The 23268-nt window shown below is 67.4% G+C and carries 22 protein-coding genes; 7 read left to right on the top strand and 15 right to left on the bottom strand.

The features are described from left to right. Positions 1-141: 141 nt before the first annotated feature. Entirely contained in the window at positions 142-573 is a 432-nt protein-coding gene (locus KIT79_11800; GenBank protein MCW5829985.1) for a zinc ribbon domain-containing protein, read from the bottom strand. 184 nt (positions 574-757) lie between these two features. On the opposite strand from KIT79_11800, the gene argJ reads away from it, so the two are divergent. The 4 genes from argJ to KIT79_11820 all read left to right on the top strand — a co-directional run bounded on the left by argJ (position 758) and on the right by KIT79_11820 (position 4065). Further along, a complete protein-coding gene (argJ, locus tag KIT79_11805) occupies positions 758-1948 on the top strand; it encodes a bifunctional glutamate N-acetyltransferase/amino-acid acetyltransferase ArgJ (GenBank protein ID MCW5829986.1) in 1191 nt (396 codons plus the stop codon). Positions 1949-2021: 73 nt separating this feature from the next. Further along, complete coding sequence (locus KIT79_11810; protein ID MCW5829987.1) at positions 2022-2330, top strand: hypothetical protein; 309 nt, start codon at positions 2022-2024, stop codon at positions 2328-2330. A 35-nt stretch (positions 2331-2365) separates the two neighbouring features. Further along, on the top strand, positions 2366-3229 hold the full coding sequence (locus KIT79_11815; protein MCW5829988.1) for a DUF692 domain-containing protein: 864 nt from the start codon (positions 2366-2368) through the stop codon (positions 3227-3229). Continuing rightward, entirely contained in the window at positions 3226-4065 is an 840-nt protein-coding gene (locus tag KIT79_11820; GenBank protein ID MCW5829989.1) for a putative DNA-binding domain-containing protein, read from the top strand. Before KIT79_11815 ends, KIT79_11820 begins: the two co-directional genes overlap by 4 nt. Here KIT79_11820 and KIT79_11825 read toward each other — a convergent pair. Beyond that, complete coding sequence (locus tag KIT79_11825) at positions 4049-4870, bottom strand: metallophosphoesterase (GenBank protein ID MCW5829990.1); 822 nt, start codon at positions 4868-4870, stop codon at positions 4049-4051. The genes KIT79_11820 and KIT79_11825 overlap by 17 nt on opposite strands. Positions 4871-5015: 145 nt before the next feature. After that, entirely contained in the window at positions 5016-5441 is a 426-nt protein-coding gene (locus KIT79_11830; protein MCW5829991.1) for an Hsp20/alpha crystallin family protein, read from the bottom strand. A 252-nt stretch (positions 5442-5693) separates the two neighbouring features. Between KIT79_11830 and KIT79_11835 the strand changes: the two genes are divergently transcribed. The 3 genes from KIT79_11835 (at position 5694) to KIT79_11845 (ending at position 8127) form a co-directional block, all read left to right on the top strand. Next, positions 5694-6323 carry an RsmD family RNA methyltransferase gene (locus tag KIT79_11835; GenBank protein ID MCW5829992.1) on the top strand — a complete coding sequence of 210 codons (630 nt, stop codon included), beginning with the start codon at positions 5694-5696 and terminating at the stop codon, positions 6321-6323. Further along, positions 6320-6802: a pantetheine-phosphate adenylyltransferase gene (coaD, locus tag KIT79_11840; GenBank protein MCW5829993.1), complete on the top strand. Its 483-nt coding sequence runs from the start codon at positions 6320-6322 to the stop codon at positions 6800-6802. The genes KIT79_11835 and coaD overlap by 4 nt, the downstream gene beginning before the upstream one ends. Positions 6803-6921: 119 nt before the next feature. Next, positions 6922-8127 (top strand): pyridoxal phosphate-dependent aminotransferase, encoded by a 1206-nt coding sequence (locus KIT79_11845; protein MCW5829994.1) that lies wholly within the window; start codon positions 6922-6924, stop codon positions 8125-8127. A gap of 70 nt (positions 8128-8197) precedes the next feature. On the opposite strand, the gene ftsZ is transcribed toward KIT79_11845, so the two are convergent. The 12 genes from ftsZ to KIT79_11905 all read right to left on the bottom strand — a co-directional run bounded on the left by ftsZ (position 8198) and on the right by KIT79_11905 (position 23262). After that, on the bottom strand, positions 8198-9517 hold the full coding sequence (ftsZ, locus tag KIT79_11850; GenBank protein MCW5829995.1) for a cell division protein FtsZ: 1320 nt from the start codon (positions 9515-9517) through the stop codon (positions 8198-8200). Between the two features lie 369 nt (positions 9518-9886). After that, a complete protein-coding gene (ftsA, locus tag KIT79_11855) occupies positions 9887-11116 on the bottom strand; it encodes a cell division protein FtsA (protein ID MCW5829996.1) in 1230 nt (409 codons plus the stop codon). A 67-nt stretch (positions 11117-11183) separates the two neighbouring features. Beyond that, positions 11184-12131, bottom strand: coding sequence for an FtsQ-type POTRA domain-containing protein (locus KIT79_11860; GenBank protein MCW5829997.1), 948 nt, complete (start codon positions 12129-12131; stop codon positions 11184-11186). Beyond that, positions 12131-13096, bottom strand: a complete 966-nt coding sequence (locus KIT79_11865; GenBank protein MCW5829998.1) for a D-alanine--D-alanine ligase — start codon at positions 13094-13096, stop codon at positions 12131-12133. Before KIT79_11865 ends, KIT79_11860 begins: the two co-directional genes overlap by 1 nt. 26 nt (positions 13097-13122) lie before the next feature. Continuing rightward, positions 13123-14088: a UDP-N-acetylmuramate dehydrogenase gene (gene murB / locus KIT79_11870; GenBank protein ID MCW5829999.1), complete on the bottom strand. Its 966-nt coding sequence runs from the start codon at positions 14086-14088 to the stop codon at positions 13123-13125. A gap of 2 nt (positions 14089-14090) precedes the next feature. After that, complete coding sequence (locus KIT79_11875; protein ID MCW5830000.1) at positions 14091-15488, bottom strand: UDP-N-acetylmuramate--L-alanine ligase; 1398 nt, start codon at positions 15486-15488, stop codon at positions 14091-14093. A 102-nt stretch (positions 15489-15590) separates the two neighbouring features. Continuing rightward, the gene (murG, locus tag KIT79_11880) at positions 15591-16718 is read right to left on the bottom strand and encodes an undecaprenyldiphospho-muramoylpentapeptide beta-N-acetylglucosaminyltransferase (protein ID MCW5830001.1); all 1128 of its coding nucleotides are present in this window, start codon (positions 16716-16718) and stop codon (positions 15591-15593) included. Further along, positions 16715-17851 (bottom strand): putative lipid II flippase FtsW, encoded by a 1137-nt coding sequence (ftsW, locus tag KIT79_11885; GenBank protein MCW5830002.1) that lies wholly within the window; start codon positions 17849-17851, stop codon positions 16715-16717. The genes murG and ftsW overlap by 4 nt, the downstream gene beginning before the upstream one ends. Further along, complete coding sequence (gene murD, locus KIT79_11890; protein MCW5830003.1) at positions 17848-19194, bottom strand: UDP-N-acetylmuramoyl-L-alanine--D-glutamate ligase; 1347 nt, start codon at positions 19192-19194, stop codon at positions 17848-17850. Before murD ends, ftsW begins: the two co-directional genes overlap by 4 nt. A 13-nt stretch (positions 19195-19207) precedes the next feature. Further along, a complete protein-coding gene (gene mraY, locus KIT79_11895) occupies positions 19208-20284 on the bottom strand; it encodes a phospho-N-acetylmuramoyl-pentapeptide-transferase (GenBank protein MCW5830004.1) in 1077 nt (358 codons plus the stop codon). Continuing rightward, positions 20285-21715, bottom strand: coding sequence for a UDP-N-acetylmuramoyl-tripeptide--D-alanyl-D-alanine ligase (murF, locus tag KIT79_11900; GenBank protein MCW5830005.1), 1431 nt, complete (start codon positions 21713-21715; stop codon positions 20285-20287). Then, on the bottom strand, positions 21712-23262 hold the full coding sequence (locus tag KIT79_11905) for a UDP-N-acetylmuramoyl-L-alanyl-D-glutamate--2,6-diaminopimelate ligase (protein MCW5830006.1): 1551 nt from the start codon (positions 23260-23262) through the stop codon (positions 21712-21714). Before KIT79_11905 ends, murF begins: the two co-directional genes overlap by 4 nt. Positions 23263-23268 lie beyond the last annotated feature (6 nt).

The raw sequence follows: 23268 nt of genomic DNA on the forward strand, positions 1-23268 counted from the left end.
GAGCCGTGGTGAGCCGTGGTGAGCCGTGGTGGCCTCACCCCCTGCCCCCTCTCCAGGAACTGGAGAGGGGATGCCCTCTCCGGTGTGCCGGAGCGGGCCGCGCCGCCCCTGGCGGCACCGGGTGAGGCCAGCCCGGACGGATCAGGCCGCCCGGCCCTTCTTCCGGCCGGACTTCGCCGGTTTCCCCTTCGACGCCCCGGCCGGTTTCGCGCCCGGGACGGAGATGGATGACCGGGAAGGCGTTGCCTCCGTCTTTCCGGTCTTCGATTCGGCCTTCGTGTCTGCCTTGGTATCGGCCTTGCCGTCCGCCTTCGATTCGGCCTTTGTGTCTGTTTTTGACCCGGACTCGTCCTTGCTGCCGTCGGAACCTTCGGCCTTGGCCTCGCCGCCGGACTTCTTGTAGTCGGTCACGTACCAGCCGGACCCCTTCAGGTGAAAGGCCGCAGCCGATACCTTGCGGCTGGCCGACCGCTTGCCGCACTCGGGGCACGTGGTCTGGGGCCTTGCCGACACTTTTTCGATCGCGTCCCACTCATGGCCGCACTTGGCGCAAACATATTCATAGATCGGCATGGGAAACGGGCTCCTGCCCGGCTCCTTGAAGGAAACCGCCGGGCGGCGTTCATGTAATGACGGGTGCCCGACCGGTCAAGACGGAACCTGGGGGACTCCCGCCGCTCCGGGGAATCGGCTACAACCGCGCTTCCGGCGGACTGAACGGGACGCCGTTTCCACTGCTTAAGGAGCGATTCCGCATATGCCATCCACGGTCAAGGGTTTCCGGTTCGCGCAGGTCGAGGCCAGCCTCCGGTACAAGGGGAGGCCCGACCTCGCCCTCATCGTGGCCGATCGTCCGGCGGCGACGGCGGCCGTGTTCACGCAGAACGCGGTCACGGCGGCGCCGGTCCTCCTCTGCCGGGAGCATCTGAAAAAAGCCCCGAAAAGCCGGGCCGTCATCATCAACGCCGGACGGGCGAACGCCTGCACGGGAAAACCGGGCCTCGCCGACGCCCGGCAGACGGCCCGCGCCCTCGCCCGGACGATCGCCTGCCGCCCCGAGGAGGTGCTCACCGCCTCCACCGGGATCATCGGCCAGCGGATCGGCGTGGAAAAGCTCGTCGAGAATGTACCGCCCCTCGTCCATGCACTCCAGCCTGGTTCCATCGAGCCGCTGGCGAAGGCGATCATGACCACCGACACGCGGCCCAAGTTCGCCGAAGCGGGGTTCCAGTCCGGCAGGACGGCCGTCACCGTGCAGGGAATCGCCAAGGGAGCGGGAATGATCGCGCCAAACATGGCGACCCTACTTGCCTTCGCCGTGACCGATGCGGTCGTGCCCCAGACCGCGCTCAGGCAGGCATTCGGCATCGCCACGCGGGATTCGTTCAACGCCATCACCATTGACGGCGACACCTCGACCAACGACACGGCGATACTCATGGCCTCCGGCGCGGCCGGGGCGGAAAACCTCGCGCCCGGCTCGGCGGGTTTCAGGAAGTTTGCCGGTGCGCTGGCCGAGGTGATGACGGCACTCGCCCGGATGGTCGTCTCCGACGGCGAGGGGGCGACCCGGCTGATCCGCGTCGCCGTGACCGGGGCGAGAAGCGAGCCCGAAGCCCGGCGGGCGGCCTTCACCATCGCCAACTCGCCACTGTGCAAGACGGCCTTCGCCGGGGGCGACCCCAATTGGGGGCGGCTCATCGCCGCGGCGGGCCGCGCCGGGGTGAAGCTGAACGGCGAGAAGTTCAGCGTCACCATCGGCGGCGTGCCGGTGGTGAAGCGGGGCGTGCTGCCCAGCATCGAGACCGACAGGGCGGCGGCCGCCGTCATGAAGGGGAGCGAGTTCGACGTGGTGGTGGATCTGGCCAGCGGCAGGGCGAAGGCTTCGGTCTACACCTGCGATTTCACCGAGGGTTATATCCGCATTAATGCGGATTACCGGTCGTGACTTCCCGCTGGCCATCCGGCCCGGCCCGTGCAACCCTCAGCCGGATAGTTTTTTCCCGAAAGGAACTGCGATCATGGACAGGAAAAAAATGATACTGGGCGCGGCGCTGGCCGGCATGATGACCGGGGCGATGGGCTCCGCCGCGAAGGCGATGGGCGGCGCCGACCGCTGCTACGGGGTCAACAAGTGCAAGGGCGTGGGCGCTTGCGGCGGCAAGGACCACACCTGCCACGGCAAGAACGCCTGCAAGGGCCAGGGCTGGCTCATCATTGACAAGGAGACGTGCCTCAAGATCGAGGGCGGATCGCTCACCCCGCCGTGGGAAAAGGACGGCGGCAAGGACGACAAGAAAGAATCCAAGAAGGATTCCAAGAAGAAGTAGCTGGCGGCGTGCATCCAGCCGGGGCCACGCCACCCATGAACAACGCCTTCGGCATCGGCCTCCGGTCCGAGCACTACCAGGACGTGCTGGACGGCCGCGCTGACGGCCTCGGCCGTATCGGCTGGTTCGAGGTCATCAGCGAGAACTACATGGACACGCAGGGGCGGCCGCTCGCGGTCCTGGAACAGGTCCGCCGGGACCGGCCGGTGGCACTGCACGGCGTGGGGCTCTCCATCGGCAGCACCGATCCGCTTTCTCCAGCCTACCTCGGCCGGCTCTCCGCCCTCATCGGGCGGATCGGCCCGGTGATCGTGAGTGACCACCTCTGCTGGACCGGCGTGGGCGGCAGGATCACCCACGACCTCCTGCCGCTCCCGCACACGGAAGAAGCCATCACCCATGTCGCCCGGCGGCTCATCGAGGTCCAGGAACGGCTGGGACGCCAGATCCTGATGGAAAACATCTCGTCCTATATCTGGTACGAACAGTCGGAGATGCCGGAGTGGGAGTTCCTCGGCGAGATCGTCCGGCGGTCGGGCTGCGGCATCCTGCTCGACGTGAACAACATCCACGTCAACTCGGTCAACCACGGGTTCGATCCGCTGGAGTTCGTGAGGAACATCCCCGGCGAAGCCGTCGGGCAGATTCACCTCGCCGGCCACACGGACATGGGCACCTACCTGTTCGACACGCACAGCGCCCCGGTCTGCGATGCGGTCTGGGAACTGTACGGCCAGACGGTCGCTCACCTGGGGCGCGAGATCCCCACGCTGATCGAACGGGACGCGGAGATCCCGCCGCTGGCGGTACTCATCGCCGAAAGCGAGCGGGCCCGGACGGTTTCGGACCGGGCGCTGGCATCCCTGAATCCGGCGGCTGGCGAGGCAACACGGCGATGAAACCGCAGCCGACACTCCGCCAGCTCCAGGAGTTTCTGTACTGGATCATCACCGAGCCCAGGGACGCGGCCGGGATCGTCCAGAACGATCCGGCCGCCTGCCGCGAAAGGCTGGGTGGCGCAGACTGGACGGAAATCTTCGCTCCGAGGCCCGGACGGACCCCGGCCCGGCGGCTCGACGTTTATGCCGACGGCTACCCGGCCCGGATGTTCGATGCCCTCGCCGAAAACTATCCCTCCGTCCGGCGCGTCTGCGGCGACCAGTCCTTCCTGAGTCTCGCCGGACGCTACGCGAGGGCGCATCCTTCCACCCACTACAACCTCGGAGAAGCGGGCCGTCACCTGCCGGACTATCTCAAGGGTGACGCACTCACGGCGGACCTGCCTTTCCTGCCGGACCTCGCGGAACTGGACGCCGCCTGCATGCAGGTGTTCCATGCCTCCGCCCTGCCCCCGCTCGATCCCGGCCGGCTCCAGTCCGCCAGCCCGGACCGGCTGGGCGGCTCACGCCTTGTTTTCCAGAACGCGACGCGGCTTATGGAGTCCCGCTGGCCCGTCGCCACGATCCGCGAAATGAGGGACGTTCCGGACGAAGAGTTCCGCGTGCGTGTGGAGGACAACCCCGAACGGTGCGTCGTGTTCCGGTCGGGGTTTTCCGGCCTCGTCCGCAGGCTGGAGGCGGCCGAGTTCGCGGCCCTGTCGGCCCTCATGACAGGAAGCACCGTCTGGGGGGCGATCGAGGCGGCCGCCACGCATGAAAAGGAACCGCCCGTGGGCGCGTGGTTCGGCGAATGGGTGTCGTCGGGGCTGGTGGTGGACCTTACGCCGCCTGGCTGAGCGGGGCGACCAGCCGGATCAGCGTGATCTCGGAGGCACAGTCCCGGCGCCAGGGAACCGCCGTGTAGCCAAGCCCCCGGTTCACGTACAGTCTCGCATGGTGCGGCGCCATTTCGCGCCGCCGGGCGAACCGGCCCCGGTCGTAGGGGCCGAGCACGCTGGCGATATGCACCCGCCGCCCGCTGGGAAGTTCGAACGAGAGCTGCCCGCCGTGGGTGTGGCCGGAAAGCTGGAGGTCGAAGCCGAGCTTCGCCGCCAGCGGAAACGCATCCGGCCGGTGCGACAGCAGGACGTGATAGCGCGCAGGGTCCATGCCCCTCGCCGCCCACTCCTGGAGCTTGGGGTAGTCCGACGGCGCCGAGAGCGGCGTCATGGGGTCGTCAATCCCCCAGACGGTGAGCCCCGGCAGGGCGTCCGATTCCCACCGCTCGCCGCGCAGCAGCACCGCGTGGGTGTTCTCGCGATACACCTTCGTCAGCCGGTTCGGGCCGAAATAGAAGTCGTGGTTACCCAGGATCGCCAGCACCGCCACGCGGGGGTTCAGCAGGCCGAACGGCTCGATGTAGTCGGGCTCGTACCGGCGGGGCCAGTCCATCGCGTCGCCGGTGATGACGACGAGATCGGGCCTGAGGGCGTTGATCCGGCCGATGTGCGCCGCCCACTGGTCTGCCCGGTGGTAGCGGCCGATGTGCAGATCGGAAACCTGCACGATCTTCGTCCCGTGCAGGTGCGCCAGATGGCCGGGCACCTCCTCGTAGATCTCCTCGATATGGGCGGGATCGGTGTGTCGCTGCCAGATGCTCATCCAGCCTCACAGTCTAGGAGATCGCGGACGGACAGAAAAACGCCCTGTCCCAGGGATGCCCAGCGGCAGAAAAGCCCGTCCCCCTCTCCTTGCACGGAGAAGGGGACCGGGAGATTCGGGCGCTGCTTTCCGCCGGATGCGGTATTCACGCGGGCCTGACGCTGATCCGCTTCGGCTTGTCGGCGTCGCGCTTCGGGAGCCTGAGCTCCAGCACGCCGTCCCTGACCTTCGCCGCCACCTTGTCGTTGTCGATCTGGTAGGGGAGCGTCACGGTGCGGCTGAACTTGCCGACGGTGCGCTCGCGGCGGACGTAGTTCTCCTTTTTCTCCTCGCTCTCGGCCTTGCGCTCGCCGGCGACATAGACCGTGTCGCCCTCGACCGAGATCTCGATGTCGGACGGCGCGACGCCCGGCACGTCCAGCTTCAGGACGTAGCCGTCGTCAGTCTCCACGGCGTCAATGGCCGGCACGGCCGTCGAAACCGCGGCCGACGGGAAATCGCTGAAAAGCCGGTCGAAGTCGGCCCACGGACTGCGGAATGCTGCGGGAACAAGTGGTGAACGGACAAGCATGATGTTTCTCCTTCTTGATGCCTGTAGTGCGCCCGGCCCTCCGCTGCATTTCCTGCCGATGGACCTGGGGCAGCCGCAACCGTGCGGCTCGGCCACTGATCTGTGTCCGCCGGAACAGTTGTCAAGGGAGTTTTTGCGTGAATGTTTTTTCAGGGAAAACCGCACCCTGAAACCCAGAAACCGGAAACAGCGGGATTGACCGCGAAACGGACGTGGTTAGTTTGGGGTTTCTGCCCTACTCTCCCCGTCCGTATGCGGATCATCGCCGGCGAGCTGAAGTCCCGCGCCGTGAAGGCCCCCGAGGGTGCGGGCACGCGCCCCACGTCCGACCGGGTGCGGGAGTCGATCTTCAACATTCTGGCGAGCCTGCTCTCCCGGCAGGATATGCCGTTCGGCAGTTTCGCTCTGGCGCTGGACCTTTTTGCCGGTTCGGGCGCGCTCGCCTTCGAGGCGCTTTCCCGTGGCGTGCCGAGGGCCGTGCTGGTGGAGGCGGACCGGGAGGCGCAGGAGACGATCCGTACCAATGCCCGCTCGCTCGGCGTGACAGGCCGCGTGGACCTGGAACGGTACCGGACCGCCCATTACCTGAAGCGGCTTCAGGAAGCGGGCCAGGCAAAACAGCCGGAACCGGGAGCCGCGCCGTGGCTCATCTTCGCCGATCCGCCCTATGCCGAGACCGATTACGACGCCCTCCTTGCCTTGCTCGACTCACCGGTTAGCATTCCGCCCGGTTCCATCGCCGTCATCGAGCATTCGGCCCGCAACGGGCCGGACCCGGACAGGCGGTGGACCCGGCTCGAACCGGTTTCGGAGCATGCCTGGGGCGACACGCGAGTCCGGGTGTACCGGTACCGGGCTGACGGGGAAGGGAAGCATCCTTGAAGACAGCGGTCTACGCCGGCACCTTTGATCCGCCCACCAACGGCCACCTGAACGTGATCGAACGGGCGGCGGGCGTCGCCGAGAAGCTCATCATCACGATCGCCAACAACACCTCCAAGAAGGCGGTCTTCGCGCCCGCCGAACGGGTCGATCTGCTCCGCGGGCTGGTGAAGCACCTGCCCAACGTGGAGGTGGACCTCTTCGAGGGCCTTCTCGTGGACTACATGCACAAGCAGGGCGCGACGGTCATCATCCGGGGCGTGCGGTCGTTCTCCGACTTCGAGTACGAATTCCAGATGGCCCTCAGCAACAAGCAGATGCGGCCGGAGATCGAAACCCTGTTCATGGTGACCGAGAGCCGCTATTCGCACCTGTCCAGCACGCTCATCAAGGAGATCATCATGCTGGGCGGCGACACCCACGGCATGATTCCCGCCGGTGTCGAGAAGCTGCTCCGCGACAAGCTCCGGAAATCCTGACGCCCGCCCCCGCGCCCGCTGCTTCCGTTCTTGCCGCCGCTGGCGGCACCGGCTAGGGGACTGCTTCCCCGGCGGCAGACGGCTCCAGGATACCGGCCGCGGCGGAAGAAAGCCCCTCCATGAAGCTCAAGCTCGCCTCCCGCAACGCCCGCATCCAGCCCTCGGCCACGCTGGCCATCACGGCCAAGGCGAACGAGCTGAAGGCCAAGGGGATCGACGTGGTGGGGTTTGGCGCTGGCGAGCCCGATTTCGACACGCCCGACCACATCAAGCAGGCAGCCAAGACCGCGCTCGACAAGGGGCAGACCAAATACACCCCGGTCGGCGGCACGAAGGAACTGAAGGAAACCGTCTGCGCCAAGTTCAGGCGGGACTACGGCCTCGACTACACGCCGGCCGAAATCCTGATCTCGGTGGGCGGCAAGCACTCGCTGTTCAACATCTTCATGGCACTGGTGGAGGAAGGCGACGAGGTCATCATCCCCGCCCCGTACTGGGTGAGTTACCCGGAGATGGTCGCCTTCTGCGGCGGAACGCCGGTCTGCGTGCCCACGAAGGAGTCGAACGGCTTCTGCATGACCCCGGCGGAACTGGAAGCGGCCATCACGCCAAGGACGAAGATCTTCATCCTCAACTCGCCATCGAACCCGACTGGCGGCATGTACAGCGAGGAGCATATCCGCGCCCTGGCAGCGGTGCTCGAAAAGCACCCGGACATCTGGATCGTGTCGGACGACATCTACGAGAAGCTCACCTATGACGGGATGAGGTTCTTTTCCATCGCGACGATCTCGCCCGCATGGAAGGCCCGCACCATCGTCTGCAACGGCATGAGCAAGGCCTATTCCATGACCGGGTGGCGGATCGGCTTCACCGCCGCGCCAAAAGACCTGACCTCCGCCATGGACACGATCCAGGGTCAGTCCACCTCGAACCCCACGTCGATCGCACAGGCGGCCTCGGTCGCCGGCCTCAGCGGCGACCATTCGTTCCTCACCGCCTGGGTGGCGGAGTTCGACAGGCGCCGCCGCTATATCGTCGAGCGGCTGAACCGGATTCCCGGCATCTCGTGCTTCACGCCGAAGGGGGCCTTCTACGCCTTCCCGAACATCTCCGGGCTGCTTGGCAAGAAGACCCCGTCGGGCAAGACGCTCACCGATTCGATGGGCGTGGCCGCCTGGCTGATCGAGGAGCACAACGTCGCCGTCGTGCCCGGCGCGCCATTCGGCGCCGAGGGGTTCATGCGGCTTTCCTACGCCACGTCAATGGAGCAGATCACCAAGGGGCTCGACCGGATCGAGACGGCCGCCAAATCCCTGAAGTAGGCCGGAAGCCCGGCCTGCCCCGGCGGCCTCTCCTTTTCAGGAGTCTGCCGCCAGGGCTCCAGGATCTTTTCTAGTCCCTCAGGTTCCCGTTCTTCCGGAGGAAGGCGGGAACGTCGAGGTTCGCCATGTCGATCGACGGTCCCGTGAACCGCCGCCGGGCGGGCGGAGGCTGGGACGTGCCGGCGGCCGGAGCCACCCGCGTCTGGGTCGAATCGAGATCGCGGGCCGTATCGTCCTGCGCGGCCAGCGACTCCCTCGGGTTCGGCGTCACCCGGGTCATCTCGCCGTTGGGCATGGTGAGCCGGATCGAGGGTGGCGGGGGCGGCGTGGTCATCACCGTCGCGCCGGGATTTACGCCGTTCCAGCTCTGCGAGGCGGCATAGACACGCTGGCTGCGGTCCACGGCCGGTATGGGCGCCGTGATGGCCTGCCGGCCGGTCACTTCCGGCTGCGGCTGCGCTGCCGTCACGAAACCCGTCGCCACCACCGTCACGCGCACCCATTCGCCCATCGAGTCGTCGATCACCGTGCCAACGATGATGTTCGCCTCGTCGTGGGCGGCCTTCTGGATGAGCGAGGTCACTTCGTCCAGCTCCGACAGCGCGAAGTCGGACGAGCCGGTGACGTTGATCAGGACTCCCGTCGCGCCGTGGATCGAAACCTCGTCCAGCAGCGGCGAATTGACGGCCATGCGCGCCGCCTCAACCGCCCGGTCCTCGCCCTTGGCCATTCCGGTTCCCATGAGCGCCAGGCCCGCGCCCTGCATGATCGTCCGGACGTCGGCGAAGTCTACGTTCACCAGACCGCTCTCGGTCACGATGTCCGCGATTCCCTTGACCGCCTGGCCGAGCACCTCGTCGGCCTTCTGGAAGGCGCTCTTCATGGTCATCTTCATTCCGGCCAGCGCCAGGAGGCGCGAGTTCGGAATTGTGACGAGTGCGTCCACCGACTGTCTCAGTTCGGCGATGCCCGCCTCGGCGTGCCGCGCACGGGGCTTGCCCTCGAACGGGAACGGCCGGGTGACCACGCCCACGGTGAGCGCGCCGCACTCGCGGGCAATCTGGGCGATCACCGGCGCCGCGCCGGTGCCGGTCCCGCCCCCCATGCCGGCGGTGACGAACACCATGTCGGCGCCTTCGATGGAGGCCCGGAGCCGCTCGCGGTCCTCAAGGGCCGCCTGGCGTCCCACGTCCGGGCGCGCACCGGCCCCGAGGCCCCGCGTGCAGTCACGCCCGATCTGGACCCGCACCTTGGCCAGCGAGCGTTCGAGCGCCTGGAGGTCGGTATTGGCAGAAATGAAATCAACACAGTGGATGTTGCCGCCCGCCACCATCGAGTTGAGGGCGTTGCAGCCTGCGCCGCCCACGCCGATCACCTTGATCTTCACCATGTGTCCGGCCTGCGGCTCGGTGTCCTCGAACTGGAATGACCGTGCCGGAGCGGGCGGAGATTTCGGCTCCACTGGCGCCGCCCCAGATGCCGGGGAAGCGGCCACCGCCATCGGTCCCGTGACATCCTCGATCACCTCGACCTCCTCGAACTCGTCCCCGGAATCCTCCAGGGTGCCGGCCTCCTCGGCCGGATGCGGGAAATCGAGACTCAGGTTGCCCGCCGTCTCTTCGTCCTCGAAATTGAACTTTTCCTTCATCGCACTTTACTCCACGGTCCGGCTTGGTCTGCTGGGCGCCGTCCCCTGCCCGCCCTCGGTAATACCCGCCATCCGCGCCGGAACTCCCCAGCCCCGCACGGACAAATGAGATCAGAAGAACTCGGCAAACGTCTCCTTCATTCCCCGCGAGATCCGCGAGAAGAATCCGTCGCCACTGGCACGGTTGCGCGCCCCGAAATTGCGGTACTTGCTGCCATAGAGCACAAGCCCGATCGGCGTGGCGAACCGGGGATCGTGGACCATGTCCACCAGCCCCCCGACGCCCGCCGGCTCGCCCACCCGCGCCGGCAGGTCGAGTATCTGCTCGGCAAGATCGGCGATGCCGGGCAGCGAGGCCGTGCCCCCCGTGATGACGACACCCGCCGCCAGCAGGTTCTTGAAGCCCGAGCGGATCAGCTCGCTGTCGATCAGGGTGAAGAGCTCGTCCACACGCGGCTCGATGATCTGCGCCAGTGTGCGGCGTTCCACCCGCCGGGGCGGACGGCCGCCGACGCCCGACACCTCGATCATCTCGTCGTCCCCAACCATGAGGGCGCGCGCGCAGCCGTGCTGGAGCTTCACCTTCTCGGCCTCCTGGAGCGGCGTCCGCATGCCCTGGGCGACGTCCTTGGTGATGTGCGTGCCGGCGATCGGCACCACCGCCGTGTGGCGGATCGCGCCGTTCACGTAGATGGCGATGTCGCAGGTGCCGCCGCCAATGTCGAACAGGGCCACGCCCAGTTCCTTTTCGTCCGGCGTCAGGACCGATTCGGCAGAGGCGATCTGCGTCAGCACGATGTCGGAGACATGGAGCCCGGACCGGTGGCAGCTTTTCATGATGTTCTGCACACTGGAGGCCAGCCCCGTGACCATGTGGACCTTCGCCTCCAGCCGCACGGCGCTCATCCCCAGCGGGTCGCGCACGTTGTCCTGGTCGTCCACGATGAAGTCCTGCGGGAGAATGTGGACGATCTCCCGGTCCGCCGGGAGCGGCACGGCGCGGGCCGCTTCGACGACACGCTGGATGTCCACGTCCCGGACCTCGCCGTTCTTGACGGCAATGAGGCCCGTCGAATTGAACCCCTTGATGTGGGAGCCGGCGATGCCGGCGTAGACCGACTCCACCTTCACTCCCGACATGGTTTCCACCTCGTAGAGGGCGTGTTTGATCGCCTCGACGGTGTTCTCGATGTTGACGACCACGCCCCGCGAGAGGCCCCGCGAGGGCGCACTCCCGACGCCGATCACTTCCAGCTCGTTGTCCCGGACCTCGGCCACCACGCAGCACACCTTCGTGGTGCCGATGTCGAGTCCCGCCAGGATCTCATCCCTTCTTGCCATGACTGTCTCCTCTGTTGCCCTGCTGTAGTTCCAGCGTCTCCGTGTCGCCCTTCACTTCGTTGTCTTTTCAGATTTCCAGACTCTTGCCTGCTCCGCCGCCATCGGGTGACGGGGCCGTGCCCGGCGTTACTCCCGGCGCCGCTCCCGGCCGCCCCGCACCAGCGTCCGGCTGCGCTCCGCGCCGCTGGGCGGATTTCGGCGGATGGGGAACCGGCTGCATCCTCAGGACGGCCATCCGCTGCGAGCGGAAATCAACGGTCGATACGTCGAGCTGCCGTTCCTCGATGTCGAGGAGGATCGCCTGGAGCTGCTTCCAGCGGATGTCCCATCCGGCCGTTCCGAGCTGGACCACCGGTATCCGGGCGGCCGAATACACCGTGAGGCCTTTTTCGGCGTCCCAGTTCAGTTCGTCGAGATCGTCAACGGACGGCATGCCGCCGTGCGCGACCATCTGGAGGAACGCGACGAGATCGCGGAGCGCGCCCAGCGAGCGTCTGTCGCCGGCGCGGACGGCCGTGATGTCGATGCCGGTAATCACCGGATAGTCCACGCTTTCCTCTGGCCGGATCGCCTTGAACACGACGCCGTCGTCCGAGACGTAATAAAGCCCGCCGCTCTGGAGCACGGCGGCAGGCACGTGCTCCACCACGTCGGCGACCAGCGTGGACGGAAGGCGCCGGTAGACCCGGGCGCTCGCCACCCAGGGATGCAGTTCCACGTCACTCTTCAGGGATTCCAGGTCGAGCTTGAACAGGTTCTGTCCGGGCTCGATGCCAAGCAGCGCCGTCACCTCGTCGGCCGATGCCCGCCGGTTGTGGAGTACGATCACCTGCTGGACGTTGAAGTGGGGGCTTTCGCTGACACCGCGCCAGATCGCATAGCCGCCCGCAACAAACGCACCGGCGGCAAGCACGACCACGGCAAGTCCCACCCCTGCCCGGAGCAGGGGGGAGTGGCCGTCGGCGGCCGTTTTCCGGCGGTTCGCCGGGCGGCGGAGTATCATCGTCCGGCCCATCAGCGGCGTGTTCCTTCCTGCCCGGAATCGAGCTTGAGCGAGGCGAGGTCCAGTATCTGCTCGCAGAGAACAGGGAACGGAATACCCGCCTGCGCGGCGATCTTCGGCACCAGCGACAGCTCCGTGAGGCCCGGCAGCGTGTTCACTTCCAGCACGTAGTTCTCGAACGTGTCGGTGACGATGAAATCAACCCGGGAAACCCCCTCGCAGGCGATCACCTTGCTGGCCACGATGGCGTCAGCCGACAGGCGGTGCTCCACGACCGGGTCCAGCGGTGCCGGGACAAGGTATTTCGTCTCGCCCCTGGTGTACTTGGCCTTGTAGTCGTAGAACTCGCGGCGGGTGCGGATCTCGACAGTCCCGAGCGCCCGCTCGCCCAGCACGGCGACGGCGATCTCGCGGCCTTTCACGTACTGCTCGACCAGCACCTTGCTGCTGTACCTGAACGCCGCGGCCAGTGCCGGGGCGAGTTTCGCCCGCGTCTTCACGACCGAGACGCCCACCGACGAGCCCTCGTCATTGGGCTTGACGACCACGGGAAGCCCGAACGGGCTCTCAAAGCTCCTGAACGCCGCCGGCGCGGGGAACTGGCGGCGCTCCAGCTCGACGAACGGCGCCTCGGTGAGCCCCGCCGCCCGGAAGATCTTCTTGGCGGCCGACTTGTCCATGCTCATCGCCGAAGCCGCCACACCGGGGCCGGTATAGGGGACGCCGACGATCTCCAGAAGCCCCTGGACGCAGCCGTCCTCGCCGTATTTGCCGTGGAGGGCGTTGAACACCACATCAATCCGGTTCCTCACCAGCACCTGCGCGAGATCGCGCCCGGCATCGATCTCCGTCACCTGGTAGCCAAGCCCTTTCAGAGCCTTCGCCACGGCCTTCCCCGACCGGAAGGAAACGTCGCGTTCGCTGGACAGGCCGCCCATCAGTACGCCAACCCGCCTTTTCCGCCAGGGATGTTCCATTTTCTGTGCAGCCATGATCTCTGCCCTTACCTTTCCGAGCCTTCCGCGGGCTCGCCGATAATCCTGATTTCCAGTTCCAGCCGGATGCCGGTCCGTTCAAACACCTTGTTGCGGACGTGCCGGATGACCGCCTCCACGTCCGCCGCCGTCGCCTCGGTGGAACCGACGATGAAATTGGCATGCAGCTCGCTCACTCGGGCGCCGCCCACGCGATAGCCCTTCAGTCCGGCCTCCTCGATCAGCCGGCCCGCGAACTCCTTTTCCGGGTTCTTGAACACCGATCCGGCATTGGGCTCGCCGAGCGGCTGGGTCGCCGTCCGGTGCCGGGAAAACTCGCGCATCCGTTCGCGGGCGGCCCCCACATCCCCCGGCGGGACCAGCAGGTCCACCGATGCCACGGCGTCGCCCGGAGCAAGCGCGCTCCGCCGGTACGAAAGTCCCAGTTCATCGAGGCTGCGGGTTTCGATCCGGCCGTCCGCGGCCACGATGTCGGCGCTGTCCACAAACTCGCGGATCTCGCTCCCGTGCGCGCCGGCATTCATCCGGATCGCGCCGCCAACCGTCCCCGGAATGAGGGCCAGGAACTCCAGCCCCACCAGGCCGTTGTGGTGGCAGTATTTGACGAGCTGCGCGTTCAGCACGCCGCCGCCCGCCCGGAGGAGCATTTTTCCGCCCTGTTCGCCGATCCGGGCGATCTGCTCGAAATCACCGCCGAGCACGGCCACCGCGCCCCGGAAGCCGCCGTCGCGGACGAGCAGGTTCGTTCCGCGGCCGAGCAGGAAGACCGGAAGACCCTCAGCGGCGCACAGCCGGTACAGCTCCGCCAGTTCGGCCGCCGTCCAGACCTCGGCGAAAAGGTCCGCCGGCCCGCCGAGGCGGAAGGCCGTATGCCGGACGAGGGGCTCCTGCAGCCGCAACCGCTTGCCCATCCGGCCTTCGAGCCCGGCGGCGACGCGCCCTGCGGCGCCGGCATCCAGTCTGGCGGCAGCCATGATCACCCTGCGGTTCCTCCGGTCGCCTGAGCGCCCAGCGCGGCCAGCACCTCGTCGCCCACCTGATGCACGTTCCCCGCCCCCAGCGTCAGGAACAGGTCGCCTTCCAGCAGTTCCGAGGGAAGCGCCGCGGAGGCCTCCTTCACCGTGCCGCCCAGCTGCACGCGCTTGACGCCCCGGGCCTGGAGCCCCTTCACCAGCCATTCGGCATTGACGCCCGGCGTGGCCGTCTCGCCCGCCGGATAGATGTCCAGCACCCAAACGACGTCGGCGTCGTTGAACGCGTTCATGAACTGGTCGTAGAGCGCTTTGGTCCGGCTGTAGCGGTGCGGCTGGAAGCAGACCACGAGCCGCCGGTCCGGGCACAGGCGGCGGGCGGTTTCCAGCGTGGCCCGGATTTCCGCCGGGTGGTGGCCGTAGTCGTCCACGACCAGCACGCCGCGGGCCTCTCCCCGCACCTCGAAGCGGCGGTGGACACCGGTGAACCGCTCCAGCCCCCGGACGATCTTCGCCACCGGCACGCCCAGTTCCAGGCCCACGGCCACCGCGGCCAGCGAGTTCTGCACGTTGTGCCGGCCCGGCACCGACAGCTTCACCTCGGCCACCTCGCGGCCGTCCACGACGAGGCGGTACCGGCTGCCGAACGCCTCGTCCCGCACATCCACGGCGCGGATGTCGGCGGGCGCCCCGAACCCGTAGGTCCGCACCCGGCGGGTCACGCGCGGCAGGATGGACTGGACCTCCGGGTGGTCAATGCAGGCGACGACAAGCCCGAAGAACGGAACCTTGTTGGCGAAGTCCACGAACGCCTCGCGGTAGCGGTCCATGTCGCCCCAGAAATCCAGATGCTCAGCGTCAATGTTCGTGATGACGCTGATGCAGCTCGTGAGCCGGAGGAACGTCCCGTCCGACTCGTCCGCCTCGGCGACGAAGAACTCCCCTGCCCCCGGACGCGCATGGGAACCGAACACCTTGAGCCGTCCACCCACGATGACCGTCGGGTCCAGCGCACCGGTCTCCAGCACCAGCCCCACCATCGAGGTGGTCGTGGTCTTGCCGTGAGTGCCCGCGATGGAGATGCCGTATTTCATCCGCATCAGCTCGGCGAGCATCTCGGCCCTGGGGATCACAATGAGCCCGCGCTCGCGGGCGGCCACCACTTCGGGGTTATCGGCCCGGATCGCCGTCGAGAGAACCACGATATCCGCACCCTCGACATTGGAGGCCCGGTGCCCCTCGAACACCTGCGCACCGAGCGCCTCCAGGCGGCGTGTCGTCTCGCCCGGCTTCTGGTCGGACCCGGAAACCGGGAACCCCCGGTTCAGCAGTATCTCCGCGATTCCGCTCATGCCGGAACCGCCGATTCCCACAAGGTGAATTTTTCTGACTCGTCCGTACATCGCTTCTCACTCCTCACCGGCGGTGCCGTCAGCGGCCCGCCAACCCTTGGTAAAACATCCGGAAGCTCCCGCGCCTCCGACTCCAGTCGCCCTCGCTACCCGTCAGGCGGCCCTGCCGCCCGCCGCCATTCCTTTCCCGCCAGCACCGGCGGACCTCCCCAGGTCCGCCAGGCAGATGTCCACGATCCGGGCGGCGGCATCCGGCTTTCCGAACGACCGCATCGCCAGGCCCATCCTTTCCAGTTCCGTCCGGCTCCGGAGCAGCCGGTCCACCTCGGCGGCGAGCCGTTCGACGGCCGCCTCCGCCTGCGGTACCAGCACCGCCCCGCCCGCCGCCACGCAGTCGCGGGCGTTCAGCGTCTGGTGATCGTCGGTCGCCGCCGGGAACGGCACGAACAGGGCCGGACGCCCGAGCGCGGCAAGCTCGGCCACGGTCGAGGCCCCGGCGCGCCCCACGACCAGCGTCGCGTCCTGGATCAGGGCGGCCATGTCGGAGACGAACTCCGCCACGGTGATGCCTTCTGCTCCCGTGCCGTAGGCGGCCTTCACGCCGTCCAGATTCCCGCGCCCGCACTGGTGCGTCCACTTCAGGCCCGGATGCTGCGGCGCCACCTTCTTCCAGACTTCCGGCAGGCGCTCGTTCAGGGCCCGCGCCCCCTGCGAACCGCCCAGAATCACCACATGCGGCTGTGCCGGAAGCGGCGATGGCTGCGCGGCCTTCGCCCGGATGTCCGAGCGGACGGGATTTCCCGTAACGGCCGTCTTCGCCGCCGGAAACTGGCTCCGGGCGCCCTCGAAACCGAGGAACACCCGGCGGACAAGCCGCCCCAGCACGCGGTTGGTCAGGCCGGCCCGCGAGTTCTGTTCCTGGACCGCCGTGTAGGCGCGGGCGAGCCAAGCCCCCAGCAGCACCGGACCCGAGGCGTAGCCGCCCACACCCAGCACGATATCCGGACGGAACTCACGCACGATGCCGAGCGCCCGGAGCAGTGCCACCGGCAGCCGCATCAGGCCCCTGAGCCTTGCCCCCAGACCGAGCCCCTTCAGCCCGGACACGTCCAGGAGCCGGTGCGGAAGCCCCCGCTCAGGAAGCACCCGCGCCTCGATTCCCTGCCGGGCGCCGACGAACAGCACCTGGTTTTCCGGATCGCGGGCAAGGAACTCCTCCGCCACCGCAATGCCGGGGAACAGGTGTCCGCCCGTGCCGCCGCCCGCCACGATCAGTCTCATGCGGGTGTCCTCCGGGCGATGGAGATCAGGATGCCGACCAGCCAGAAGTGGATGACCAGGCTCGTGGCCCCGACCGAGAAGAACGGCAGGGGAAGCCCCTTGGTGGGAGCGAGTCCCATCACCACGGCGAGGTTGAAGAAGGCCTCGACCGCGATCAGCATCGAGATTCCCGCCGCGGCCAGCATTTCGAAACGGGTTTCCGCCTTCGAGGCGATCCTGAGACCGGAGATCACCAGCGCCAGGAACAGACTGATCACGAAGATGACGCCGAGGAACCCCATTTCCTCGGCCAGGACACTAAAGATGAAATCAGTGTGCGCCTCCGGGAGGAAGTGCAGCTTCTGGCGCGAGTCGCCGAGACCAACGCCCAGGATGCCGCCCTTGGCGAAGGCGATGAGCGACTGGACGAGCTGGAATCCCGAGTCGCGGGAGTTTTCCCACGGGTCCAGGAAGGCGATCACCCGCTGAACCCGCCACGGGGTCACGGCGATGACGGCCGCCACGGCTCCGGCACCAGCCAGAACCAGTCCGCCCAGGTGCAGCGGATGGGCTCCGGCAACGAACAGCATTCCGCAGGCGACGGTGCCGATCACAACCGCCGTTCCCAGGTCCGGCTGGGCCATGATGAGTGCCAGCGGCACCAGCGCCAGCAGAAGCGGCGGCAGGAACCCGCCGGTAAAGGAACGCACCCGGTCGTCAATGGAACTGAGGCCCCTTGCCAGGAGCAGGATCAGGGCGAGCTTGGCGAACTCCGACGGCTGGAACCCGAACCCCATGAAACGGAACCAGCGGCGGGCGCCGTTGGCGGCGACACCGATCGAGGGGTGCAGGACCAGAACCAGCATGATGAGGGCCGCCGCATACAGGACGGGCGCGAGCCTCGACCACCGGGCCGGCGGAACGGCCACCGCGATTCCAGCCATCGCGCAGCCGATGGCCGCGCCGATCCCCTGCCGGGTCAGGTAGTAGAACTCGTCGCCGAACAGTTCCTTCGCCCGGATCGAGCTGGCGCTGAACACCATCACCATGCCGATGACAAAGAGGGACATGACAGGAACGAGGATGCCGGCCGTGGAGGGATGCGCCCTCGCGGACAGGGTTTTCCGTACGAGACTGCGGGCGGCGGAACTCATAAACGTCCCACCTCCGCTTCAAAGACTTCGCCACGGTGGGCATAGTTCCTGAACTGGTCGAAGCTGGCGCAGGCCGGCGCCAGAAGAACCGTATCGCCCGGCACGGCGGCTCCGTGGGCAAGGCGCACCGCCTCGGGAAGGGTCTCTGCGGTTTCAACCGGGACGACACCGCCCAGTTCGGCGGCCAGCCGGTCCCGCGAGGAACCAAAAGCGATCACCCGGCTGACGATGCTGCCCAGCTTGCGGCGGACCGGTTCGTAGCTGCCGCCCTTTTCCACGCCGCCCACAAGGAGGATCACGTTCCCGGCAAAGCCTTCCAGCGCACGGACCGTGGCCCCGACGTTCGTGGCCTTGGAGTCGTTGTAGTAGGCGGCGCCATTCAGTTCCCGTACCAGCACGCAGCGGTGGGGCAGCCCCCGGAACCCCTGCACGACGGAACGGATGGCGGTCCAGTCCGCGCCCATGAGGCGGGCCGCCAGGATCGCGGCGGCCAGGTTCTCGCGGTTGTGGAGTCCCTTCAGCGGCGAACGGGCGAGGTCGATATCCTCGGTCACGCCATCAACGCAGTAGCGGGCAAGCGTTCCGTGAAGCCTGATCCCGTCGCCCGGCAGCTCGCGGCCGTTGGCCGAGAACCACAGCCGCCGCGCACGAATGGACGACGCTCCCTTTACCACGGCGCTGTCGTCGGCCGACAGCACTGCCCAGTCGCTCTCGCCCATCGCCCGGAACAGGCGCAGCTTGGCGGCGGCGTAGTCATCAAACGACGGATAGCGGTCCAGATGATCCTCGGTAATGTTGAGAAGGACCGCCACCTTCGGACAGAACTTCTCGACGGTTTCGCACTGGTAGGAGGAAACCTCCAGCACGATGGCATCCAGCTTCTGCCCGGCCGCCTCGAACACCGGCGTGCCGAGGTTTCCGCCCATGAAAATCCGCCTGCCGGACGCCTTCAGCATCTCGCCGACGAGCGTCGTCGTGGTGGACTTGCCGTTGGTCCCGGTGATGGCGACGACGGGGCCCTCCAGGGCGGGCCAGGCGAACTCGATGTCACCCACGAGGCGAAGTCCACGGGCGGCGGCCTGCCGCAGCGGATCGCTCATGAGCGGGACGCCGGGACTCACCATGACCCCATCGAGCCCCTCGAAGAAGGCCGGCGGGTGGCCGCCAAGGAACAGGTCCACGCCGGACCGCCGGAGTTCAGCATCGGTATCCGCTTCCAGTGATGGCCGCGTGTCGGAGGCCCGCACGCGGGCGCCTCCGGCGCGCAGGTAACGGCAGGCCGAGAGGCCGGTCTTGCCGAGCCCCACGACTCCGATCACCTGTCCTTCGTACCGTCCGTGCATGAAAACCTGCCTGCTACCTCAGCTTCAGCGTCGAGAAACTCACGAGCGCCAGGATGATGGAGATGATCCAGAACCGCACGGTCACGCGGGTTTCGGGCCATCCCACCTGTTCAAAGTGGTGGTGAAGCGGGGCCATGCGGAAAATCCGCCTGCCCCCGCTCAGCTTGTACCAGGAGACCTGCATCATCACCGACACCGTTTCGATCACGAACACGCCGCCCACGATGACGAGGAGGAACTCATGCTTGGCCAGCACGGCGATGCTGCCGATGAGCGCACCCAGGGCCAGTGCCCCCACGTCGCCCATGAACACCAGCGCCGGGTGGCAGTTGAACCACAGGAAGGCGAGGCCGGCACCGGCCGCCGCCGATCCGATCACGGCCAGTTCCCCGGCTCCCGGCACGAAGGGCAGCTGGAGGTAGTCGGCGATCTTCTGGTGGCCGGTGAGATACGCCAGCACGGCGTAAGCCGCCGAGCAGATGATGATGGGGCCGATGGCGAGCCCGTCGAGGCCGTCCGTCAGGTTCACGGCGTTGGCCGCGCCCACGATGACGAACATGGCGAGGAACACGTAAAAGGCCCCGATGTCCGGCGTGAATTCCTTGATGAACGGAACCGACAGCTCGGTGGAGATGCCCCGGGTCCAGACCCAGTAGCCAACCGTGCCCGCGATCAGGAACTCGCAGAGGAGCCGGAGTTTCCCCGACAGCCCCTTGGTGTTCTTCTTCGTGATCTTGAGCCAGTCGTCGTAGAAGCCGATCACGCCGAAGCCGGTCATCGTGAACATGACCACCCACATCTTCTCGGAGTTGAGGCGGCTCCAGAGCAGCACGGAGACGAGGATCGACCCCAGGATGAGCACGCCACCCATCGTCGGCGTGCCTTGCTTGGCCATGTGCGTCTGGGGACCGTCGGTGCGGATCTGCTGGCCGTACTTGAGCTCGCGCAGCTTGCCGATCACCCACGGACCCAGCAGGACGCCCAGCAGGAACGCCGTCACGGCAGCCCCGAGCGACCGGAACGTGATGTACCGGAACACGTTGAAGGCGAAAAACTGGTCCGCCATCGGATAGAGCAGCCAGTAGAGCATCTAGTGTGTCTCTCCTCCGGCGCGGCCGGTGAGCCGCGCCTCCAGCGGTCCCGCAACCGCTTCCATGCGGGAGCCCCGCGAACCCTTGACGAGAATCCGCTCACCGCCCGCGAGGGCGGGTTCCAGGGCCGCCAGCAGGGACGCATGGGAATCGAACGCTTCCGCCACCGCCGCACCGCCGTCGCGGGCGCCATCGGCGATCCGGCGTCCGCCCGCGCCATAGGCATACACCGCCTGGAATCCGTGCCGGGCCGCGGACCCGCCGGTCTCGTAGTGGAGCCGGCCGGAATCCACGCCCAGTTCCTTCATCTCGCCCAGCACGGCAACGAGCCGGCCCGTTCCCGGCAGAGCCGCGACCGAGGCCATCGCCGCTTCCATCGAGGCGGGGTTCGCGTTGTAGCAGTCGATGAACAGGCGCGTGCCGTCAGTGCCCCGGACCAGCCTTCCGCGCAGGGCGGCCGGTTCGGCCGACTCCAGCCCGGCGGAAACCGCTTCGGCCGGAATACCGAGCGCCAGCGCCAGCGCCGAGGCGGCGAGCGCGTTCATCAGGTTGTGGCGGCCCACAAGAGGGAAGCGGAGTTCGATACTCTCGCCGCCGTAGCGGAGCGTGAACTGCTGCACGCCGTCGCCGCCATCCCTGATGCCGGTGGCTGTCACGTCAGCGGCGCCTTCCAGTCCGAAGCTGACCTTGCGGCCCCGGTAGCCTTCAGCCATGCGGACGCAGAAGGGATCGTCCACGTTCACGACGAAAAATCCGTCTGGCGGCAGGTGGGCGATGATCTCTCCCTCGGCCTTCGCCACGCCTTCGATGGACCCAAGGCCTTCCAGATGCTCGGGGCCGATATTGGTCATCAGCGCGCCCGACGGCCGGACAAGCCCTGCCAGCCGGTCGATCTCGCCAAAATGGTTCATTCCGAGTTCCAGCACGGCGAACTGGTGGTACGGCTCCAGCCGGAGCAGCGTGAGCGGGACGCCGAGGTCGTTGTTGAACGAGCCGTGGGTATGGAGCGACGGCGCGACGGCCCGGCAGACAGCCCCGGCAAGATTCTTGGTCGTGGTCTTGCCGTTGGAACCGCACACGGCCACGACGGTTCCTCCGAACGAGGCACGCCGCGCCGCCGCGAGCTGCCACAGCGCGGCCCGGGGGTCGGGAACCACGATCGCACCCACATGGCCGAGCTTTTCCAGTGGGGCGAGATCCGGCAGGCCGCCAGCGGAGCCGTCCAGCACCACCGCCGGAGCGCCCAGCGCTGCCGCCTGCGTCACGAACCGGTGGCCGTGCGCCTTTTCTCCCGGCAGGGCCAGGAACAGCTCGCCCGGAACGATCGAGCGGGTATCGATGGAGGCGCCCGAAATGGACCGGCCCGTCGGGATGATTACATCCCCGCCGGTGATCCTCACCATTTCCTCGAATCCGAGGAACGGCATCATGACCTTCCCTCCCGTTTCGAACGGAGGGCAAGCGCCGCTTCCAGCCGGTCATCGAAAGGCCGTTTTTCCGTGCCGATGATCTGGCAGGTTTCGTGCCCCTTGCCCGCAATCAGCACGATGTCTCCGGGCCGGGCGCGGCGGACGGCCTCCCCGATGGCTGCCTGCCGGTCGGCGATACGCACGTAACCCCTTGTCATGCCGCCGGACGCGGCCGGGAAATTCTCCGCCGCAAAACCGGCCTCGCAGGCATCCAGTATCCGCTCCGGGTCTTCGGTCCTCGGATTGTCGGAGGTGAGCACCACCAGATCGCTGTACCGGGCGGCGGCGGCGGCCATCTCCGGACGCTTGGTGGCGTCGCGGTCGCCGCCGCAGCCGAACACCGTGATGAGCCTTCCCCCGGCGAGCGGCCTGAGCGTGACGAGGACTTTCTCCAGCGCGTCGGGCGTGTGGGCGTAATCGACGAGAACCTCGAAACCGGCGCCGCCGTCCACCCGCTCCAGCCGTCCGGGTGGCGGCGGGGCCAGTTCCAGCCCCCGGATCACCGTCTCCGGCGGGATGTCCATGCCAATCCCCGCCGCCAGCGCGCCAAGGAGGTTCGACAGGTTGTAGGCACCCAGAAGCCGCGACCTCAGCTCCAGCTTTCCGGCGGGAGTTATGACGGACGCCCGGATGCCGGAAGCGGACAGCTCATAGCTTTCGGCCCATACCTGCGCGCCCGTACCGGCCTCGCACGAATAGAGCAGCACCCGCTCCACCTCCGCCGGGACCATTCCCGCCAGGCGGCGGCCATAGGGGTCGTCCAGATTGATGACGGCGGTGCGCGGCCGTTTCACCGACTGGACGAGCAGCCGTGTGAACATCGCCGCCTTGGCGGCGAAATACCGATCCATGCCGCCGTGGTAGTCGAGATGGTCGCGGGTGAGGTTGGTGAAGACCGCGCAGTCCAGGTCGAGCCCGTCGGCCCGCCACTGGTCGATGGCATGGGAGGATATCTCGATCGAGAGCGACCGCGCACCGGCTTTCACCGCCGAGGCGAGCAGCCCCTGGAGGGCCGCCGCCCCCGGTGTCGTCTGCGCCGATTCGGCCGCATGGCCGGGCCAGCGGGTTCCAACCGTACCGACCAGGGCGGGCGCGAGATCCGCCACCTGGAATACCGACTCCAGAAGGAACGCCGTCGTCGTCTTGCCGTTGGTGCCGGTAACGCCCGCCGAGCGGAGACTCCGGCCCGGATACCCGCTGATGGCGGCGGCGGCGGGACCGGCAAGCTCGCGGGTATTCCGGGCCAGCAGTACGGCGCGATCCGGGAACGCCGCGGCAAGGGATCCGGCCACATCCGTCCGGTCAAGAAGCACGCCAGTGGCCCCCTGCCCGAGCGCGGCGGCGGCCCAGTCGTGGCCGTCCATCCGGGCACCCTTCAGCGCGACGAAAAGCGAACCGGCGCGGGCGGCCCGGTGATCGTCCACGCACGAGACGAGTTCGGCCGAACCGTCGCAGCGGCTGGCCAGTTCGATTCCATTGAGAGAGGTCAGGAGCACTTCAAGCCTCACTCTGTC

The organism is Deltaproteobacteria bacterium (genome assembly GCA_026129095.1).
GTDB lineage: Bacteria > JAGRBM01 > JAGRBM01 > JAGRBM01 > JAHCIT01 > JAHCIT01.

Coding starts and splice junctions, on each gene's coding strand:
- KIT79_11800 (MCW5829985.1), bottom strand. CDS start 573: ATGCCGATCTATGAATATGTTTGCGCCAAGTGCGGCCATGAGTGGGAC.
- argJ (MCW5829986.1), top strand. CDS start 758: ATGCCATCCACGGTCAAGGGTTTCCGGTTCGCGCAGGTCGAGGCCAGC.
- KIT79_11810 (MCW5829987.1), top strand. CDS start 2,022: ATGGACAGGAAAAAAATGATACTGGGCGCGGCGCTGGCCGGCATGATG.
- KIT79_11815 (MCW5829988.1), top strand. CDS start 2,366: ATGAACAACGCCTTCGGCATCGGCCTCCGGTCCGAGCACTACCAGGAC.
- KIT79_11820 (MCW5829989.1), top strand. CDS start 3,226: ATGAAACCGCAGCCGACACTCCGCCAGCTCCAGGAGTTTCTGTACTGG.
- KIT79_11825 (MCW5829990.1), bottom strand. CDS start 4,870: ATGAGCATCTGGCAGCGACACACCGATCCCGCCCATATCGAGGAGATC.
- KIT79_11830 (MCW5829991.1), bottom strand. CDS start 5,441: ATGCTTGTCCGTTCACCACTTGTTCCCGCAGCATTCCGCAGTCCGTGG.
- KIT79_11835 (MCW5829992.1), top strand. CDS start 5,694: ATGCGGATCATCGCCGGCGAGCTGAAGTCCCGCGCCGTGAAGGCCCCC.
- KIT79_11845 (MCW5829994.1), top strand. CDS start 6,922: ATGAAGCTCAAGCTCGCCTCCCGCAACGCCCGCATCCAGCCCTCGGCC.
- ftsZ (MCW5829995.1), bottom strand. CDS start 9,517: ATGGTGAAGATCAAGGTGATCGGCGTGGGCGGCGCAGGCTGCAACGCC.
- ftsA (MCW5829996.1), bottom strand. CDS start 11,116: ATGGCAAGAAGGGATGAGATCCTGGCGGGACTCGACATCGGCACCACG.
- KIT79_11860 (MCW5829997.1), bottom strand. CDS start 12,131: ATGGGCCGGACGATGATACTCCGCCGCCCGGCGAACCGCCGGAAAACG.
- KIT79_11865 (MCW5829998.1), bottom strand. CDS start 13,096: ATGGAACATCCCTGGCGGAAAAGGCGGGTTGGCGTACTGATGGGCGGC.
- murB (MCW5829999.1), bottom strand. CDS start 14,088: ATGGCTGCCGCCAGACTGGATGCCGGCGCCGCAGGGCGCGTCGCCGCC.
- KIT79_11875 (MCW5830000.1), bottom strand. CDS start 15,488: ATGTACGGACGAGTCAGAAAAATTCACCTTGTGGGAATCGGCGGTTCC.
- murG (MCW5830001.1), bottom strand. CDS start 16,718: ATGAGACTGATCGTGGCGGGCGGCGGCACGGGCGGACACCTGTTCCCC.
- ftsW (MCW5830002.1), bottom strand. CDS start 17,851: ATGAGTTCCGCCGCCCGCAGTCTCGTACGGAAAACCCTGTCCGCGAGG.
- murD (MCW5830003.1), bottom strand. CDS start 19,194: ATGCACGGACGGTACGAAGGACAGGTGATCGGAGTCGTGGGGCTCGGC.
- mraY (MCW5830004.1), bottom strand. CDS start 20,284: ATGCTCTACTGGCTGCTCTATCCGATGGCGGACCAGTTTTTCGCCTTC.
- murF (MCW5830005.1), bottom strand. CDS start 21,715: ATGATGCCGTTCCTCGGATTCGAGGAAATGGTGAGGATCACCGGCGGG.